Source organism: Paraburkholderia sp., from assembly GCF_035948235.1.
In the GTDB taxonomy this organism is placed as follows: Bacteria; Pseudomonadota; Gammaproteobacteria; order Burkholderiales; family Burkholderiaceae; genus Paraburkholderia.
Genome location: NZ_DASZJJ010000193.1, coordinates 1 through 17,264 on the forward strand (window position 1 = coordinate 1; position 17,264 = coordinate 17,264).

Sequence of the window (17,264 nt, forward strand, 5' to 3'; positions counted from 1 at the left end):
TGAATAGCAACGACACGCCCGATCGGCTAATCGCGCAAGTAAGCCTGCGCTCGGACGAGGAAATCGTCCGCCTGCGGCAGATCGTGCGCGACGAGGCGATTGCCCAGGGCTTTTCGCTGATCGAGCAAACCAAGTTCGTCACGGCGGCAAGCGAACTCGCGCGCAACACGCTTCAACACGGCGGCGGCGGCGACGCGCGGCTCGAAGCGCTCAGCAACGGCGTGCGCGTGGGCCTGAAGCTCACCTTCGTCGACCAGGGCCCGGGCATCCCCGACATCGAGCGCGCGTTGCAGGACGGCTTCACGAGCGGCAACGGTCTGGGGCTGGGGCTGGGCGGCTCGCGCCGCCTGTGCGACGCCTTTTCGATCGACTCCACACCGGGCAACGGCACCACGGTCATCATCGTCAAATGGAAAGTTCGCTAGACGGCGCCTCCGGCCTGGCCGGCGGCACCCATCGCTCCTTCGAGATTGGCGACGCGAGCAGCGTGGCGTTCGCACGGCGCGGCGCGGCGCAGGCTGCGCATCTGGCCGGTCTCGATACGACCGACGCCGGGCGGCTCGCGATCGTGCTGACCGAAGCCGCCACCAATATCCTCAAGCACGCGGGGCATGGCGAGCTGCTGGTGCGCGCGCTCGGCCACGGCGTGGAGCTGATCGCGCTCGACCGGGGTCCCGGCATGGCCGACGTGCGCGCCGCGCTGTCCGACGGCCATTCGACGGCGGGCACGCCCGGCACCGGTCTTGGTGCGATCCGGCGGCTCTCCGATCAGATCGCGATATGGTCGCAGCCGGGACAGGGCACGGTGCTGCGCGTGCTGGTCCAGCAGGCCGGCGCGCCGCGCCCGGCGCAAGCCGTGCCGGAAATCGGCGGCGTGTGCGTGCCGTATCCCGGCGAGGAAGTCAGCGGCGACGGCTGGCAAGCCCAGGCCGACCAGAGCGGCATCACGCTGGCGGTCGCTGACGGTCTTGGCCACGGCGCCCAGGCGCATGTCGCCGCGTCCGCCGCGCTCGAAGTGCTGCGCCGGCGCGCGGGCCTGATGCCCAGCGCGCTAATGGAGCTGTCGCACGCGGCGCTGCGCCCGACGCGCGGCGCGGCGCTTGCGTTTGCACGCTTGGACCTCGCGCGCTCGACCGTGAGTTTTTGCGGCACCGGCAATATCTCGGCGGTTTCCTATGGCACGGGCAAGCCGGGCCTGAGCGGCGCAGGCGGGCGCGCCACGGTCGGCGCCAGCGCACTGGCCGATGCCAGCAGCGACGCGCGAGCGAGCTACCAGATCATTTCGCGCAACGGCATCGTCGGCCACACCATGCGCGGCACCCAGGAGTTCGAGCTGGCCTGGCGCGCAGGCGGCGTGCTGATCCTGCATTCGGACGGCGTGGGCACGCGCTGGGATCTCGACGCCTGGCCGGGGCTCGCTCACCAGAGCGCGGTAGTGATCGCCGCCGTCCTCTACCGCGACTTCGCGCGTCGCACCGACGACGCCACCGTCGTCGTCGTCAAGGCGCAGCCGGGAGTACAGTTAATCCATGAACACGCCACTGTTGCGCATCCGCATTGAGACCGCCCAGGACGTCGTGGTGGCGCGCCGGCGCTCGCGCGACCTCGCGGCGGGGCTCGGGTTTTCCGCGCTCGACCAGACGCGCATTGCCAGCGCCGTGTCGGAAATCGCGCGCAACGCCTTCGAATACGCAGGCGGCGGCGAGGTGAGTTTCGCCTTCGACGCGTCCCGCTCGCCGCAAGCCTTCGAGATCGTCGTGCGCGACCGCGGCCAAGGGCTGCGCGATCTTGAAGCCGTGCTCGACGGCACGTACCGCTCGCCGGGCGGCATGGGTCTGGGCATCGTGGGCAGCCGCCGCCTGATGGACCGTTTCGAGATCGAATCGACGCCGCAAGGCACCACCGTCGTCATGGCGCGTCATCTGCCGGGCGAGCGCGCGGCGCTGCGCGGCAGCGAACTGGAACACGTCGTCAACGGCGTGGCCGCGCTCGCGCCGCAGCAGGATTCGTTCGCCGAAGTGCAGCAGCAGAACCGCGAGTTGATGGCAACGCTCGACGAGCTGCGCGAGCGCCAGGAAGAACTGGCGCGCCTGACCCAGGAACTGGAGGCGACCAATCGCGGCGTGGTTGCGCTGTATGCGGAACTCGACGAGCGCGCCGAAGAACTGCGCCGCGCCGACCTGATGAAGACGCGCTTTCTCTCCAACATGAGCCACGAGTTGCGCACGCCGCTTTCGTCGATCCGCGCGCTCGCCAATCTGCTGCTCAACCGGCTGGACGGCGAGCTGAGCACGGAGCAGGAGCGCCAGGTGAAGCTGATCCTCGCGTCGGCGGAAACGCTCGGCGAAACCGTGGACGATCTGCTCGACCTCGCCAAGATCGAGGCCGGCAAGACCGAGGTAACGCCCGCGTGGTTCGATCCCGCCGATCTGTTCGCCGCGCTGCGCACCATGCTCACGCCGCTGCTGGCCACGCCGCACGTCTCGCTGGAATTCGCCGTGATGACGGGACTGCCGCGCCTCTATACCGACGAGCCGAAGCTCACGCAGATCCTGCGCAACTTCGTCTCGAACGCGCTCAAGTACACCGAGCGCGGGCAGATTCGCGTGGGCGCGCGGTTCGAAGCGCACGGCGAGCGCATCGTGTTTTTCGTGGCCGATACGGGCATCGGGATTGCTCCTGAGCATCACCCCATCATTTTCGAGGAGTTCGGCCAGGTGCAGAACCGTCTGCAACAGCGCGTGAAAGGCACCGGCCTTGGCCTGCCGCTGTGCCGCAAGCTGGCCGCGCTGCTGGGCGGCGAAGTGGGCGTTGAAAGCGAACTGGGCGTGGGCTCGACCTTTTACGTCGATCTGCCCGTGCGGCTTGCCGGCCACGCGGGCGCCACAGGTGACACTGACCGCGCCGATCACGCAGAGAACGAAACCAGCGAACACCCCGGTTCCCAAGGCGCCGCATCATGACGCCCGCCACCGTCATCCTCAATGTCGACGACAACGAAGGCGCGCGCTACGTGAAATCGCGCGTGCTGCGCCACGCGGGCTTCGCGGTCATCGAAGCCGCCACCGGCCAGGGCGCGCTGGACGCCGTGCGCGATCATGCGCCCGCGCTCGTGCTGCTCGACGTGAAGCTGCCCGACATCAGCGGCATCGAGGTATGCCGTCTCATCAAGCAGAATCCCCAGACCAATCCGACGCTGGTGCTGCAGACCTCGGCTGCCGCCGTGCAGGCGCGCGACAAGATCCGCGCGCTCGACGGCGGCGCGGACAGCTATCTGACCGAGCCGGTCGATCCCGCCGAACTGGTGGCGAACGTGCGCGCGCTGCTGCGCCTGTACGCCGCCGAAAAAGCCCTGCGCGACGCCGATCGCCGCAAGGACCACTTTCTGGCGACGCTCGCGCACGAACTGCGCAACCCGCTAGCGCCGATCCGCAACGCCATCGAGCTGCTGGACCCGCGCCACGGCGCCAGCGACGCCGGACGCGCCGACGCACGCCAGATCGCGAGCCGTCAGGTCGAACATCTGGGACGCCTCGTCGACGACCTGCTCGACGTTTCGCGCATCTCGCACGGCAAGATCGCCTTGCAGATGAGCACGCTCGATCTGCGGCAGATCGTCGAAATGGCGGTGGAAACGAGCCGTCCGGCACTCGACGCGAAGCAGCAGCAGCTCAGCGTGGACATGACGCCGGCACCTTGCCACATCCTCGGCGACGGCATTCGCGTGGCGCAAATCATCAGCAATCTGCTGTCGAATTCGGCAAAATACACGGCGGCCGGGGGCGTGGTGACGCTGCGCCTCGAAGCCGGCGCCGATGAAGTGGCGATCGGCGTGCGCGACAATGGCATCGGCATCGCGCCTGACGAGCTGCCCTATGTGTTCGAGCTTTTCATGCAGTCGCGCGACGCGGTCAAGCGCGCCGATGGCGGACTCGGCATTGGCCTCGCGCTGGTGCAGGAGCTTGCGGAACTGCATGGCGGCTCGGTGGAGGCTTTTTCGGAAGGACTCGGTAAAGGGTCGGAATTCGTCGTGCGCCTGCCCGTCGTGCGCGCGCCGCAAACCGACCATGCACCCTCAGACAACAACAATATGGATAACGAAACAATCTCGCGCAAACGCCGCGTGCTGATCGCCGACGACAACGTGGATTCGGCGACTTCACTTCTGATGCTGCTCGAACTCGAAGGCCACGACGTGCGCGTGGCCCACGACGGCCCCAGCGCGCTGGCGCTCGCCCAGAGCTTCGAGCCGCATGTTGCGATTCTCGACATCGGCCTGCCCGGCATGGACGGCCACGCGCTCGCCAAGGCTATGCGCGCGCTGCCTGCCACGGCCCGCACCCAGTTGATCGCGCTCACCGGTTACGGTCAGGAACGCGACCGCCAGGCCACCACGGAAGCCGGTTTCGACCGGCATCTCGTCAAGCCCGCGCCGTTCGACGAAATCCTGCGCGAAATCGAAGGGACCCGGGCCGACTGACGCTAAGCGGTGGTTTGGTTCGATAGAGAAAGGATTCCCGATGAAGGTACAGGTCCGCGCCGTCGGCATGGGCGATCTCGAACTCGTCTGTCGCCATCGCGAGGCGATGTTCAGCGAAGCGGGCCGTGACGCCGCCACGCTCGCGACCATGACGGAACACTTTCGTGCCTGGCTTGCGCCGCGTCTGGCCGACGGGCGTTACTTCGGCTTCGTGCTGAACGATGACGATGCTGAAGACGAGGTACCCGTTGCCGGTATCGGCCTGATGGAGATCGACTGGCCTCCTCATCCGGCCCACCCCGAGCAGGACCGGCGCGGCTATGTCCTCAACGTCTACGTCGAACCGCACGCGCGGCGGCGCGGCCTCGCCCGCCAGCTCATGCAGCTCGCCGACGAGGCATTCGCGCGGCGCGGCATCCGCTACGCGATCCTGCACGCGACCGAGCAGGGCCGTGATCTCTATCGCCAGCTCGGTTGGGGCGCAACGACCGAAATGGCCAGAACGCTTTAACCTCCACGCTTTTTCCTCAAGCCCCCGTTCATGCGTGCCGTTAACCGGTTGAGCCTTCAACCTTCTCACGGAGCCACGCTTGAACGGGAACACGCGCGCCATTATTTCCAGACCCAAAACCGGCGCCTTCGCCGCGCTCGCGGCCGTCGTCCCTCTTTCGATCGCCCTGCTGCTGACGGGCTGCGTGACTCATACGCAAGTGGTGGCCACGCCCGCGCGGCCGGTCGTAGTGGCCGCACCGCCGCCGCCCGTCGTGATGGCCGCGCCGGTCTATGTGCCCGAGCCGCACGACGCCTATGTTTCCGTCGCGCTCGATCGCGATGTAGTCGTGATCGGCGGCATGACGTACATCTGGTTTGTTGGTCCGGATGGACAGCGTCATCGGCACTACTATGGCCGTGGCGACCTGCGCGCCGAAGTGTTCCATCGCCGCGCCGAATTACGCAACGTGATGGCGCACCACGACGGCCACCTGCCGATGCAGAACGCCTACGTCGCGCCGCCGCCGATGCGCGCCACGCCGCCTCACGCGCGCGTGCACGTGGAGATGGTCGCGCGCCCAGGCGGCGCACCGCATCCGATGCCTCGCGCCGTCGCCAACGCCCGTCCCCACCCGCATCCCGAGCAGCGCCAGGCGCAGCATCATGTGCCCGCGCCCACCCGCAACGCCGCCGACCACGGCCATCGCCTGCCGAACGCCCATCCCGGCGATGCCCGTCCGATGGCCGGTGTGCCGCGTCATACGGTATAAGCGCTCGTTGCAGCGCGATTCAGAAAACCGCCGGTGCGTGCTGCACACCGGCGATTTTTTTCGTCGATTTGATTCGATATCCTGACTATTTATCGAACCCTGGATTGTTCAGTCGATTACCGCTCCCTGATACCGCCTATAGGACAGCGGACGACATTTTATATCACGTTGCGATATAATTCGCCGCATTCGGGCCTATTCCGGCCCTGCTTCTTTTGTCGCTATTTTCATCGTGTCACGCCTTACCCTCTCCCGCTGGCTCGCGCGCTTCGCGCCGCCGCCCGTCACCCTGCGCTGGCGCGAACGGCTGCGCTCGGGCGTCGGCGCGCTCCTAGGCATCGCGCTAACCGGCCTAGTCTCGCACCGTCTGCTCGGCAACGCCTCGACGATTCCCTGGCTGATCGCGCCAATGGGCGCTTCCGCCGTGCTGCTGTTCGGCGTGCCCGCGAGCCCGCTGGCGCAGCCGTGGTCGATCGTCGGCGGCAATCTGGTGTCGGCGGTCGTGGGCGTGACCTGTGCGCTCTTGATCGACGATCCGGTCGTGGCGGCCGCCGTCGCCGTGGGCGTGGCGATCTGCGCCATGTTCACGTTGCGCTGTGTGCACCCGCCTTCGGGCGCGGTCGCCCTCACCGCCGTGCTGGGCGGTCCCGCCGTGCGAGCGCTCGGCTATGAGTTCGTGCTGGAGCCGGTGCTGCTGCAAACGTTCGTGCTGCTCGGCAGCGCCCTCGTCTATCACAAGGCGACCGGCCATCGCTATCCGCATGCCGCGCACACGGCGAAGCATGCAACGCCCACACCCGCCGCGAGCGGCTTCTCGCGCGCGGACCTCGAAGCCGCCTTGCGCGAGCGCGACGAACTGCTCGACATCGATCCCGACGACCTTGAAGCACTGCTACGCGAAACGGAAATCCGCGCCTATGCCCGCAGCTTCGGCGCGCTCAATTGCGCCGATGTCATGTCGCGCGACGTGGTGAGCATCACGCCCGGGACCACCGTGGGCGAAGCGCGCGCACTCTTGCGCCAGCACGACGTGAAGGCGCTGCCGGTGGTGGATGCGCAGCGTCACGTGAAAGGCATCGTCACGCGCGCCGACCTCGCCGACGACGTCGCAAGCCTGCATCCATTGCGCACCTTGCTGCGTGCGCTGGGTTTGGGCCCGCGCAGCAGCACAGCCGACAGCACACGCGTTAGCTCGCTCATGAGCACGCACGTCCGCACGATCACTGCTGCGACGCCCATCGTCGAGTTGCTCGCGCTCTTCGCGGGGCGCGGCCATCATCACGTTCCCGTGGTGGATAACGAGCGGCGTCTGGCCGGTATCGTCACGCAGGCCGACCTGATTTCCGGACTCTACCGGCAGACCCAGCCGCTCCAGAAGCAGAGCGCCTGACGCACTCGATGTCCCCAATACAAGGGGCGATTGCGACCATAAATATCACGTCATGATATATTCGCAGATCGAACCGTTCCACCATGGATCCCCGATGAAGCAACCTGCACGCGGCCTGAAGAAGGCCGATTTCGAGCAACTGTCCGAATTCCGCTATCAGATGCGCCGCTTCGAGCGCTTCTCGGAGCAGGCCGCCCAGAACGAAGGCATCACGCCGTTGCAGTATCTGTTGCTGCTGCATGTGAAGGGCTATCCGGGCCGCGAGTGGGCGACCATCGGCGAGCTGGCCGAGCGTCTGCAGGCGCAGCATCACGGCGTGGTGGCACTGGTGTCGCGCTGCGAGGCACTCGAACTGGTGGCGCGGCGCGTGAGCGAGCGCGATCGCCGCCAGGTGGAAGTGCATCTGCTCAGCGCCGGCGAAAAACTGCTGGCGCGCCTCGCCGAACTGCATCGCGCGGAACTGCGCTCGCTCGAAGGCGCCTTCACGATTCCGCACATCGACCTCTGACGACCATGCATTCCGACGATTCCCACAAGCGCGACTTTTCGGCCAACGCGCGGCTGCCCGGCATCGGCGCGCTCGCCGCCGTGATCGGCGCTCTGGCGACGCTCGCCGCGTTCGTGTTGCTGAACCTGATCCACTGGTTCACGAACCTGTTTTTCTATGGCCGCTTCTCGTTCGCCGATCATTCGCCCGCGCTCAATACGCTGGGCGCATGGGTGATCGTCGTGCCGGTGGTGGGCGGGCTGATCGTTGGCATGATGGCGCGTTTTGGCTCGGAAAAAATCCGCGGTCACGGCATTCCGGAAGCGATCGAAGCGATCCTGTTCGGCAAGAGCCGCATGTCGCCAAAAGTGGCCGTGCTCAAGCCGCTGTCGTCGGGCATCGTGATCGGCAGCGGCGGGCCGTTTGGCGCGGAAGGCCCGATCATCATGACGGGCGGCGCGCTTGGCTCGCTGCTCGCGCAATGCGTGCGCCTTACCGCCGCGGAGCGCAAGACGCTGCTGGTAGCGGGCGCCGCCGCGGGCATGACCGCCGTGTTCGGCACGCCGGTGGCCGCCGTGCTGCTCGCGGTCGAGTTGCTGCTGTTCGAATGGCGTCCGCGTAGCTTTCTGCCGGTCGCGCTGGCCTGCGCGGTGGCCGGCTTCGCACGCGCGCTCGTATTCGGCACCGATCCTCTTTTCGCGATGCAAACGCCGCCGCCCCGCGCGCTCGCGCTAGGGTCGTGCGTGATTGCGGGGTTGCTATCGGGCGCGCTGGCGTCGGGGCTGTCCGTCTCGCTCTACAAGGTCGAGGACCTGTTCAAGCGCCTGCCGCTGCACTGGTCCTGGTGGCCCGCGATCGGCGGTCTGGCGGTGGGGATTGGCGGCTTCATCGAGCCGCGCGCGCTCGGTGTCGGTTATGACGTGATCGGCGATCTGCTGCACCAGCATATTCTGCTGCAAGTCGCGATTGCGATTCTTGCCGTGAAAGCCGTGATCTGGGTGATCGCACTGGGTTCGGGCACTTCGGGCGGCGTGCTCGCGCCGTTGCTGATGCTGGGCGCGGGTCTGGGCAGCGTGCTCTCGCATGTGCTGCCAGGCAGCGATCCCGCGCTGTGGCCGCTCGTGTGCATGGCCGCGACGCTCGGCGCCACGCTGGGTGCGCCGCTCACGGCCATCGTGTTTGCCTTTGGCCTCACGCACGACGGCAACGCGCTGTTACCGCTGCTCGCGGCGACGCTGGTTGCGCACGGTTTCGCCACCGTCGTCATGAAGCGCTCGATCATGACGGAAAAGATCGCGCGGCGCGGTTATCACATTTACCGCGAATACGGCGTCGATCCGCTGGAGCGCCATTATGTCGATGAAGTGATGACGCGCCAGGTCGATACGATCGACGCGGGTGTGAGCGTGCGCGATGCGTTGGCGCGCTACTTCGGCACAACGCAGCAGCGTCGCGCCTGGCCCGTGGTGCGCGACGGGCGGGTGCTGGGCGTGGCGGATCGCGCAATGCTTGAGGCGGTGCGCGAGGGCAACGCGCGCGATCAGCCGATCGGCGCGCTGTTCGCGGGTCGTTCAGCCGATGTGGCCTTGCCCGAGGAAACCTGCCGGCAGATCGCCGCGCGTCTCGCGGTGCATGGTCTCGAGAGGCTGCCGGTGGTGAGCGCCCGCGAAACGATGCAACTCGTCGGGATTGTCTCGCGCAGCGATCTGGTGAAACTGTCGCTCGCGCACTTCGAGGAAGAGACCAAGCGCGAACGCTTCCGGCGCATCGGGATCGGCGGCAATGCGAAGCGGCGGTTTCCGCCGGTGCGTCGGGCGGGCTGAGCGGGCGCGTTTTGCGTGGCGGCGTCGCTGGATTTGGCGTTGGCGGGATCGGCAAGTCCTGCCATCCTGGCCTCCTGGATTCGTTGCCTGCCGGTCCTGTTCGCGCGCGATCTATTTCCCGATCCTCATACTTTTCTGTTCGAGCGCGCGGCGTGGAGTTGGCTGTTAGTTGCGATAACACTTCACGCATCTGCTCCACTTGGGTGCCTGCTTAAGCGACAGGCCGCAACACGCGCACTGCTGCGGTGCACCACGTCTCTCTCACCCTCCGGCGTTGCCCCGCTGGCAGCCCGGTTCGCCCTCATCTCGTGCAACGCACAAACTGGCACGCACCTTGCTGAATAACACTGCGCGCCGCAAAGACGCGGCGCATTGAGTACGACGCTCCCCACGCGCCGAAATCCCAGTCAGTCGGGCAATGCAGTTCGACACGCGACGCACGCACCGCCGCGTCGAACCCCAGATGCCATCGACCCACGAAACACCATGCTGCGCGTCCTGCTCGTAACCGACACCGACAAGCCCATCGGCGATCTGCGCGACGCGCTAGCGCGGCTCGGCTACGACATGCTCGCCGAACCCGCCACGCCGCAGGCGCTGCACCGCGTCGTCGAGCGCGAGCGGCCCGACGTCATCATCATCGACACCGAATCGCCCTCGCGCGACACGCTCGAACAGCTCGCCGTGATGAACGCCACCGCGCCGCGGCCCGTGCTGATGTTCAGCAACGACGCCAACCAGCAGCTGATCCGCTCCGCCGTGAATGCGGGCGTGACGGCCTATCTCGTCGAAGGGCTGGCGGGCGAGCGCATCGCGCCCATCCTGGAGGTCGCGCTCGCGCGCTTCGCGCAGGAAGCGCAGTTGCGCGAGCGTCTGACCCAGGCCGAAAACGAACTCGCCGAGCGCAAGCTGATCGATCGCGCCAAGCGCATCCTGATGGACCAGCAGAAGATGACCGAGCCCGCTGCCTACGCCATGCTGCGCAAGCGCGCGATGAACCAGAGCCTCAAGCTTGCCGAAGCCGCCCGCCAGATCGTCGCGGCGGCCCGGTCCGAGGATTGAGCAAGATCGACCAGGATTGAAGCGTTGACTGTCATGAATGAACCCACGCGTGCGGCCGCGCCGCCCGAAAAGACCCATCTGAAGATCGGCTTCGTGCCGCTGGCCGACGCTGCGCCCGTCGTCGCCGCAAAGCTGCTGGAGTTCGGCCACGCGCACGGCCTCACGCTTGAACTCTCGCGCCAGCCTTCGTGGGCGGCGCTGCGCGACAAGCTGCTGTCCGGCGAGCTGGACGCCGCGCATTCGCTCTACGGGCTGGTGTATGGCGTGCAGCTTGGCATAGGCGGCCCACAGACGGATATGGCCGTTTTAATGGTGCTCAACCGTAACGGCCAGGCGATCTCGCTATCGAACCGCCTCGCCGATGCGCTTGCCGAACATGGCACGCTGCCGCGCGCGCTCGCAACGCTCGGGCGCACACCCGTGTTCGCGCAGACCTTCCCTACCGGCACGCACGCGATGTGGCTGTATTACTGGCTCGCCGCGCAGGGCGTGCATCCGCTGCGTGATATCGAGAGCGTGGTGATTCCACCGCCGCAGATGGTGGCCGCGCTCGCTGAAGAGCGCCTCGACGGCCTGTGCGTGGGGCAACCGTGGCCCGCGCTCGCACAGCGGCGCGGCATGGGGCGCACGGTGGTCCGCAGCGGCGAAATCTGGCCGGATCATCCCGAGAAAGTGCTGGCCTGCCGGCGCGATTTCGTCGAACGGTATCCGAACACGGCGCGCGCGCTGGTGCAGACCATGCTGGAAGCTTGCCGCTGGCTAGACGGCGCGGGGCATCGCACGGAGATCGCGCAATGGCTGGCACGGCCTGACATGCTGGGTGCGGATGCGGATTTGATTGCTGCGATGCTGGAGGGAGAAACGGATGCGGGCGCGGCGGATATGAAGTTCTGCGAGGACGGCGCGGTGAATTATCCGTTGGAGTCCGAAGGAATCTGGTTCCTCACGCAATTCGAGCGCTGGGGAATGATGGCGCGGCGCGACGACTATCGGCAGATTGCGCAGGCGTTGAATCAGACGGCGCTTTATCGGCAGGCTGCTGCGGCGATCGGGGTGGACGTGCCGACGGCGTCGCCCAAACCGGTATTTATCGATGGGCGGACGTGGGATGGGGAGAATGCGGCGGCGTATGTGGAGGGGTTTGAGATCAAGGCTTGAACCCCAACGCCGCCCGCCCCGCTTACTTCACCACCACTTCCGTATGCGCCACCACCGGCGGCTTTTCGAAATACGGACCGACAAGGCGACGCCATTCCTGGAAGTCAGCGGATTCGCGGAAGTGGACCATGTGGTCCTCGACGGTTTCCCACTGCACGACCAGCACGTACTGGTTCGGTTCTTCCACGCCGCGTTGCAGTTCAACGCTGCGGCAGCCGCGCGCGCGATGGAAAAGCGGCAGCGCCTGCGTCACGCCCGCTTCGAACTCGGCGTTCTTGCCTGCCAACACGGTGAGATGTGCCATTTCGTAGACCACGTTCTGCTCCTTGTTCTCTCGTTGATTCGTCGCAATAGTGCGCCTTCGCCGTAGCTGACGCGCACGCCACGTTATCACGCATCGGCTTTGAGGCACCTTTCCGATTACTTGCTGCGCTTCATGACGGCGTCGTCTGGGTACCAGAAGTCACGGAACATATTCATGCCGTATGTCTTGCCGTCGTAATGCAGCACGACGCGTTTCGTATGCCTGCCGGTCTCGACCCAACCATCTTTTTTAAGCTGATTGCGCGTAACGCGCGCGCTCAGCGCGAGATCGGCAAAACCGTGGCTGGCGGTCTTTTCCACGGCGATCGTTATCGACGCTTCAGCGTTATGCGCGCCTTCGAATCCTGCGCCGCACGAGTTGGGATCGCTATTGACCCAGCCGTAGAGATTCGTGCCGAACACCGGGCGCAGCGTGCGGCCTTCGCGCACATAGAGCGTCAGTTCATAGTCGGCGGCCGCGTCGGCGCAGCTTGGGCCGCGCGCGCTGCTGTCGAATACAACGCCAAACGCGCGCACGTCAGGCGAAAGCCAATACGGTGCTGTGTCAACGTGAAAGCTGCCGACCTGGGTAAGCGCATCCTCTTCAATCGTCGAGCGTACGCCCGCGATGACTTGAGCGCCATTGACCAGCGCCACAACCTGAATCAGATTGCCGTCATCGCTATTCGGGCCGACATGGTTCGTGTCGAAGGCAATCGCGGCAATCGTCGTATCGGGTGCGTCGGGCATGGCCTTGCAGGATGCTGCGGCGATCAAGCCGTCGCCGCTATCCCAGGGCGCCAGCTTGCCCTTGACGCCTGCCCAGTTCGCCACCGCGGCGGTGACGTCGTCGCCACACGATTGATCGTCGCTCGCACAGGCGGCGTTCGAGAACGTCGCGGCAACTGCAAAGGCAAACGCGAGCGGCATAACGGCCCGCATGAATGTACGCATGAGACTGGATTCTCCATTGAGCATGAGTCATGCGAACCTGCATGGCATCAAGCCCATGGGTTCGACTTGGCGCGAAGGAGAATACAGCAAGGCAGAACGCGGCGCAGGTGAAACACCCGCGCCGCGTCCAGAGAGAGAACAATCAGAACTTCGTATGCAGCCCCACGCGCGCGACCGCCTGGGTCTGGCCGCTCGATGCGCCATCGGAGCTGTTCATGCCGTTGATCTGCGCATTACCGCCTGCGCTCGCGCGCTGGTACACGCCAAGCACATAGACGCTGGTGCGCTTGGACAGCGCGTAATCGACGATGGCGGCGACCTGATGCGCGTGGTTGTTATCGACCACGTCGTTGCCCTTCATGTACATATACGACGCGCCTGCGCTCAGAGCCGGCGTGAAGTAGTAATGCGCGCCCACCGATCCTTCGTACACGGAGCCGCCGTTATACGAGTTATGCACGGTGGTGAAGAGCGCGTTGGTGATCCAGCCGCCAAACTTGTAATGCGCGCCGATACCCCAGTTGCGCACGCTCACGTCGCCCTCGCCGCTCACCACATACTTGAGGTTCGTGTACGCCGCGTTCACGCCGAAGTTCTCGTGCGCGTAGTTAAGCGCGAAGCTCGAACCGTTGCCCGTGCCGATCGAGCCGGCCACGTTGCCGAAGCTATACATCGCGCCCGCGCTGAAGCCCCCGAAAGTCGGCGACACATACTTCACCGAGTTGTTGACGGTCTCGCCCGCCATGCGGTCCCAGTCGAACGCGCCCGTGGCGTTGCTGGGCAGCGCGAGCTTGTCGAACGGCCCTGCGCGGAAGTCGTAGAAGTGCCCTGAAAGCTCGGCCGGATCGTCGCCCGCGAAGTAGAGCGAATCGGTCATGAAGTCGTACTGGTTACCCAGCGACAGCTTGCCGTACAGCGGGTTGCTCAGGCCCACGATCGAGGTGCGGCTAAAGAGGCTCTTGTTCGGCATGAAGCTGCCGTTGTCGACCTGAAACTGGTTGACGAGCTGGAAGAAGGCCTTGCTGCCGCCGCCCAGGTCTTCCGTGCCGGTCAAGCCCCAGAGGTTCGGGCCGTTCACGCCGTCGTCCATCTTCACGTTGCTGTGGCCGCCCTGATTGCTCACATACGTGATACCTGTGTCCATCATCCCGTAAAGCGTCACGCTGCTCTGCGCGAACGCCGGGCCTGCGCAGATTACCCCAGCCAGCGCGGCCATAATCGTTTTGTACTGCTTATTTTTCGTCATTCTCCAAGTCTCCTGTTACCGAAATTTATCGTGTCGTTAGTATTAGTTGGTCTTTGCCGATTGTGTGGGGCGCAAGCACCCCACTAGCGGCCACGCGTCCTTCAGGCGTCCGCGACCGGTGCCGTAATGAAGCGCAGTGCGAGGCGATTGAGCAGGATCGCAGCAGCAGCGACCAGAGCAGGCACAGCCAGCACTGAGAACACCGTCGAGAAGCTGAAACCCAGTGACAGCAGTACGCCCCCCACAAACGAGCCGAGAATGCCGCCCAGTCGCCCGAAGCCCAGCATCCAGCTCACGCCGGTGGCGCGGGCGCGAGTCGGATAGCAGGTCGGCGCCAGTGCATTGAGGCCCGTTTGCGCGCCGCTCATGAAGAAGCCCGCGCAAGCCACCAGCACCGTCAGCATGCCGGATTTGAGCGTGCCCATGCCCAGCGCGAAGATGAACACGCCGCCCAGCAGATAGGCCGCGCCAATCACGGCGTTACGGTCGAGGCGGTCCATCGCGAAGCCCACGACGACTGCGCCCACCGTGCCGCCCAACTGGAACATGCCGGTGATCGCTGCCGCGCGTTCGACGGGCAGGCCAGCGTCCTTGATGAGCGTCGGCAGCCAGCCGGTGAGCAGATAGATAATCAGGAGTCCCATGAAGTAGGTGACCCACAGCATCAACGTGCTCATGGCGTAGCCGTCCGCGAACAGCATGCGCACGGGCGCCTTGGCCGCAACTGCCGGTTCCGGCGACGTGAAACGCGTGTCCGCCGCGAAGCGATGACCGCTCACGCGTGAAAGCGTGGCTGCGATGCGTTCGGCGGAAAAGCGGCGCACCAGCAGGAAGCGCGCGGACTCCGGCAGCAGGCCCATCAGCACGGGCACAAACAGGATCGGCAGCACGCCGCCACACACGAACACGCCACGCCAGCCAAAGTGCGGAATCAGCGCCGCCGCAACGAAGCCACCCGCGCCCGAGCCGAAGTTAAAGCCCGTGAACATGATGGTGAGCAGCAGTGAACGGCTCTTCGACGGCACGTATTCGGAAAGCAGCGTGGTCGAGTTGGGCATCGCCGCGCCCAGCCCCAGCCCCGTGAGAAAGCGCAGCGCGACCAGTTGACCCGGCGTGTTCGCGAACGCGCACAAAAGACTGAAGACGCCAAAACACGCGACCGAGCCGAGCAGCACTTTCTTGCGGCCGATGCGGTCCGCCGACGGTCCCGCGACCAGCGCGCCGATCGCAAGACCCACCATCGCCGCGCTCATCACCGGGCCGAACGCGGCGCGCGCGATGCCCCATTCCTTCATGACAACGGGCGCGACAAAGCCCATCACGGCCGTGTCGAGGCCGTCGAGCGTGACGATCAGAAAACAGAGAGCGAGGACGAGCCATTGAAAGCCCGACATTTTGCGGGCGTCGATAAAGCCCTTGATATCCACTGCATCAGCAGAGTTCATGCGTGTCTCCGAAGTTAATTTTTTCCCCGCCCCTGTGCTTCGTCGGCTCAGGAGTGTTGTGCTACAGACTGCGTATGAAACGGCGGGCGCGACGTGCCGGGATCGCTCGCACCCGCTGCGATTCAGTCGATCATCAAACCGCGTCGGGCACCTGGCGCGTTTTCAGGAACGCTTCCAGCGTTTCGCCGCGCATGCAGGCGTACATGCCCAGATTGGTGATCTTCACGACGCGCGCGAACTTCTCCAGTACGAAGAAGCACACGCCGTATTGCACGAGGCCAAGCCAGTCGGTGTTGTCCACCAGTGTGCGTTCTTCGGCGGTGAGCGCGGCGGCGTCGTAGGCGGCCTTGCGGTCGCTCAGCCACAGTTCGCGCGCGGCGGGCGTGCGCATCATCCAGAAGAAGCGGTTCAGGCGCATCGCCTTGATGCTCTGGCGAATGTCGAACGGATAGGTGCCTGTGAGCGCTTCCACGCCTTCCAGTTGCGGATTCATTACGCGCCCTCCTCGTTTTCGTAGATCGTCACGGCCATCGCCGTGCTGGTCGCGAGGTAGTAATTGCGATGCACCTCTTTGATCTTTGGCGCGAGCGCGCCGCGCATCGCGAGCCACATGATCGTCTCCACGCTTTCCGCGCCGCCCAGGCGCACGTAGTCCACGTGCTTCATCTTCGCGAGCCGCTCGGGATCGTTGACGATGAGGTCGAGGAACTCCATATCCCATTCGGTGTTGTTAAAGCCGCTGCGCTCGCCATGCACCTGATGCGAAAGACCGCCCGTGCCGACCACGACCACGTCCAGATCCTCTTCGAACGATTCGATCGCACGGCGCAGCGCGTGGCCCAGCCGATAACAGCGGTTCGCTGTCGGCAGCGGATACTGCAGCACATTGACCTCGAACGGCACCAGCGCCGTGGGCCAGCCACCGTCGTGCGGCAGCATCAGCGAAAGCGGCGAGTTGCAGCCGTGGTCGAGCGGCTTGTCCTGGAAGATCGTCAGGTCGAACTCGTCGTTGACGAGTTGTTCGGCGATATGGATCGCCAGCTCCGGATGACCGGCGATATCGGGCAGCGGCCGCTTGCCCGCGCCTTCATCGGCGAATTCGTGCTGCGGCGACACGCCAAGCGCGAACGTCGGATAGCAGTCGAAGAAGAAGCTGTTGGCGTGGTCGTTGTAAAACATCACCAGCACGTCCGGCTTGCGCTCGGCGAGCCACTTCGCCACGGGTTCGTACCCCTGAAACAGCGGCGCCCATGCCGGTTCGTTCTGCTTGCCCTTGTCGTACGCCATACCGATCGTCGGTACATGCGAAGTCCCGATGCCGCCCACAATTCTTGCCATGCCTGTTGCCCTCATCCGATTACTTTGGGGCCGCACCGCGCGATGACGGTCGGCGGCCTCTTGGGATACGAAATTACAGAATGGCGGTTTGCGCCGTAAGTAAGGGTTAACCACAGAATTTGCGTTTGAATCCGTAATAAACGGCCTATCCGGTGCTTTCGCGCTTTCCGCCCTGCCGGGAAACCCGCGCTCCATAACGGTTTTTGGTATCCTGAATCGGGTCGCGCGTCATCTATCCGGCATGCGCACCGCAACCGCCTCATAAACGAAACAGATAGCAAAAGAACGAACTCGCAAGGGCGCCCATGCGCCGCCT

The 17,264-nt window shown here is 65.3% G+C and carries 17 protein-coding genes; 11 read left to right on the top strand and 6 right to left on the bottom strand.

Annotated elements, in window-relative coordinates; translation table 11 throughout:
* The first annotated feature begins 29 nt into the window (after window positions 1–29).
* The 11 genes from VG320_RS16545 to VG320_RS16595 all read left to right on the top strand — a co-directional run bounded on the left by VG320_RS16545 (window position 30) and on the right by VG320_RS16595 (window position 11,662).
* A complete protein-coding gene (locus VG320_RS16545) occupies window positions 30–425 on the top strand; it encodes an anti-sigma regulatory factor (RefSeq protein ID WP_327201196.1) in 396 nt (131 codons plus the stop codon).
* Entirely contained in the window at window positions 410–1,561 is a 1,152-nt protein-coding gene (locus VG320_RS16550) for an ATP-binding SpoIIE family protein phosphatase (RefSeq protein WP_327201166.1), read from the top strand. Before VG320_RS16545 ends, VG320_RS16550 begins: the two co-directional genes overlap by 16 nt.
* On the top strand, window positions 1,530–2,963 hold the full coding sequence (locus VG320_RS16555) for an ATP-binding protein (protein WP_327201167.1): 1,434 nt from the start codon (window positions 1,530–1,532) through the stop codon (window positions 2,961–2,963). Before VG320_RS16550 ends, VG320_RS16555 begins: the two co-directional genes overlap by 32 nt.
* A complete protein-coding gene (locus VG320_RS16560; protein ID WP_327201168.1) occupies window positions 2,960–4,480 on the top strand; it encodes a response regulator in 1,521 nt (506 codons plus the stop codon). The genes VG320_RS16555 and VG320_RS16560 overlap by 4 nt, the downstream gene beginning before the upstream one ends.
* A gap of 40 nt (window positions 4,481–4,520) precedes the next feature.
* Entirely contained in the window at window positions 4,521–4,991 is a 471-nt protein-coding gene (locus tag VG320_RS16565) for a GNAT family N-acetyltransferase (RefSeq protein WP_327201169.1), read from the top strand.
* A 79-nt stretch (window positions 4,992–5,070) separates the two neighbouring features.
* Window positions 5,071–5,742, top strand: coding sequence for a hypothetical protein (locus tag VG320_RS16570; protein ID WP_327201170.1), 672 nt, complete (start codon window positions 5,071–5,073; stop codon window positions 5,740–5,742).
* Window positions 5,743–5,974: 232 nt separating this feature from the next.
* On the top strand, window positions 5,975–7,132 hold the full coding sequence (locus tag VG320_RS16575; RefSeq protein WP_327201171.1) for an HPP family protein: 1,158 nt from the start codon (window positions 5,975–5,977) through the stop codon (window positions 7,130–7,132).
* A gap of 94 nt (window positions 7,133–7,226) precedes the next feature.
* The gene (locus VG320_RS16580; protein ID WP_327201172.1) at window positions 7,227–7,640 is read left to right on the top strand and encodes a helix-turn-helix domain-containing protein; all 414 of its coding nucleotides are present in this window, start codon (window positions 7,227–7,229) and stop codon (window positions 7,638–7,640) included.
* 5 nt (window positions 7,641–7,645) lie between these two features.
* Window positions 7,646–9,442 (top strand): chloride channel protein, encoded by a 1,797-nt coding sequence (locus tag VG320_RS16585; protein WP_327201173.1) that lies wholly within the window; start codon window positions 7,646–7,648, stop codon window positions 9,440–9,442.
* 486 nt (window positions 9,443–9,928) lie between these two features.
* A complete protein-coding gene (locus tag VG320_RS16590; RefSeq protein WP_327201174.1) occupies window positions 9,929–10,504 on the top strand; it encodes an ANTAR domain-containing response regulator in 576 nt (191 codons plus the stop codon).
* Window positions 10,505–10,537: 33 nt separating this feature from the next.
* Window positions 10,538–11,662 carry a CmpA/NrtA family ABC transporter substrate-binding protein gene (locus VG320_RS16595; protein WP_327201175.1) on the top strand — a complete coding sequence of 375 codons (1,125 nt, stop codon included), beginning with the start codon at window positions 10,538–10,540 and terminating at the stop codon, window positions 11,660–11,662.
* Between the two features lie 22 nt (window positions 11,663–11,684).
* Here VG320_RS16595 and VG320_RS16600 read toward each other — a convergent pair whose 3' ends face one another.
* From VG320_RS16600 to VG320_RS16625, 6 genes are all read right to left on the bottom strand, one after another.
* On the bottom strand, window positions 11,685–11,978 hold the full coding sequence (locus tag VG320_RS16600; protein ID WP_327201176.1) for an antibiotic biosynthesis monooxygenase: 294 nt from the start codon (window positions 11,976–11,978) through the stop codon (window positions 11,685–11,687).
* Between the two features lie 104 nt (window positions 11,979–12,082).
* Window positions 12,083–12,919, bottom strand: a complete 837-nt coding sequence (locus VG320_RS16605) for a multidrug ABC transporter ATPase (RefSeq protein WP_327201177.1) — start codon at window positions 12,917–12,919, stop codon at window positions 12,083–12,085.
* 142 nt (window positions 12,920–13,061) lie between these two features.
* Window positions 13,062–14,165: a porin gene (locus VG320_RS16610; RefSeq protein ID WP_327201178.1), complete on the bottom strand. Its 1,104-nt coding sequence runs from the start codon at window positions 14,163–14,165 to the stop codon at window positions 13,062–13,064.
* 101 nt (window positions 14,166–14,266) lie between these two features.
* On the bottom strand, window positions 14,267–15,610 hold the full coding sequence (locus VG320_RS16615; protein ID WP_327201179.1) for an aromatic acid/H+ symport family MFS transporter: 1,344 nt from the start codon (window positions 15,608–15,610) through the stop codon (window positions 14,267–14,269).
* A gap of 133 nt (window positions 15,611–15,743) precedes the next feature.
* Window positions 15,744–16,103, bottom strand: a complete 360-nt coding sequence (locus VG320_RS16620) for a protocatechuate 3,4-dioxygenase (RefSeq protein WP_327201180.1) — start codon at window positions 16,101–16,103, stop codon at window positions 15,744–15,746.
* Entirely contained in the window at window positions 16,103–16,948 is an 846-nt protein-coding gene (locus VG320_RS16625) for a gallate dioxygenase (protein ID WP_327201181.1), read from the bottom strand. Before VG320_RS16625 ends, VG320_RS16620 begins: the two co-directional genes overlap by 1 nt.
* Window positions 16,949–17,264 lie beyond the last annotated feature (316 nt).

Bases quoted from the DNA above. Each gene is read 5' to 3' on its own strand.
- VG320_RS16550 (WP_327201166.1), top strand. From the start codon at position 410: ATGGAAAGTTCGCTAGACGGCGCCTCCGGCCTGGCCGGCGGCACCCAT.
- VG320_RS16555 (WP_327201167.1), top strand. From the start codon at position 1,530: ATGAACACGCCACTGTTGCGCATCCGCATTGAGACCGCCCAGGACGTC.
- VG320_RS16560 (WP_327201168.1), top strand. From the start codon at position 2,960: ATGACGCCCGCCACCGTCATCCTCAATGTCGACGACAACGAAGGCGCG.
- VG320_RS16565 (WP_327201169.1), top strand. From the start codon at position 4,521: ATGAAGGTACAGGTCCGCGCCGTCGGCATGGGCGATCTCGAACTCGTC.
- VG320_RS16580 (WP_327201172.1), top strand. From the start codon at position 7,227: ATGAAGCAACCTGCACGCGGCCTGAAGAAGGCCGATTTCGAGCAACTG.
- VG320_RS16585 (WP_327201173.1), top strand. From the start codon at position 7,646: ATGCATTCCGACGATTCCCACAAGCGCGACTTTTCGGCCAACGCGCGG.
- VG320_RS16590 (WP_327201174.1), top strand. From the start codon at position 9,929: ATGCTGCGCGTCCTGCTCGTAACCGACACCGACAAGCCCATCGGCGAT.
- VG320_RS16595 (WP_327201175.1), top strand. From the start codon at position 10,538: ATGAATGAACCCACGCGTGCGGCCGCGCCGCCCGAAAAGACCCATCTG.
- VG320_RS16605 (WP_327201177.1), bottom strand. From the start codon at position 12,919: ATGCGTACATTCATGCGGGCCGTTATGCCGCTCGCGTTTGCCTTTGCA.
- VG320_RS16610 (WP_327201178.1), bottom strand. From the start codon at position 14,165: ATGACGAAAAATAAGCAGTACAAAACGATTATGGCCGCGCTGGCTGGG.
- VG320_RS16615 (WP_327201179.1), bottom strand. From the start codon at position 15,610: ATGAACTCTGCTGATGCAGTGGATATCAAGGGCTTTATCGACGCCCGC.
- VG320_RS16620 (WP_327201180.1), bottom strand. From the start codon at position 16,103: ATGAATCCGCAACTGGAAGGCGTGGAAGCGCTCACAGGCACCTATCCG.
- VG320_RS16625 (WP_327201181.1), bottom strand. From the start codon at position 16,948: ATGGCAAGAATTGTGGGCGGCATCGGGACTTCGCATGTACCGACGATC.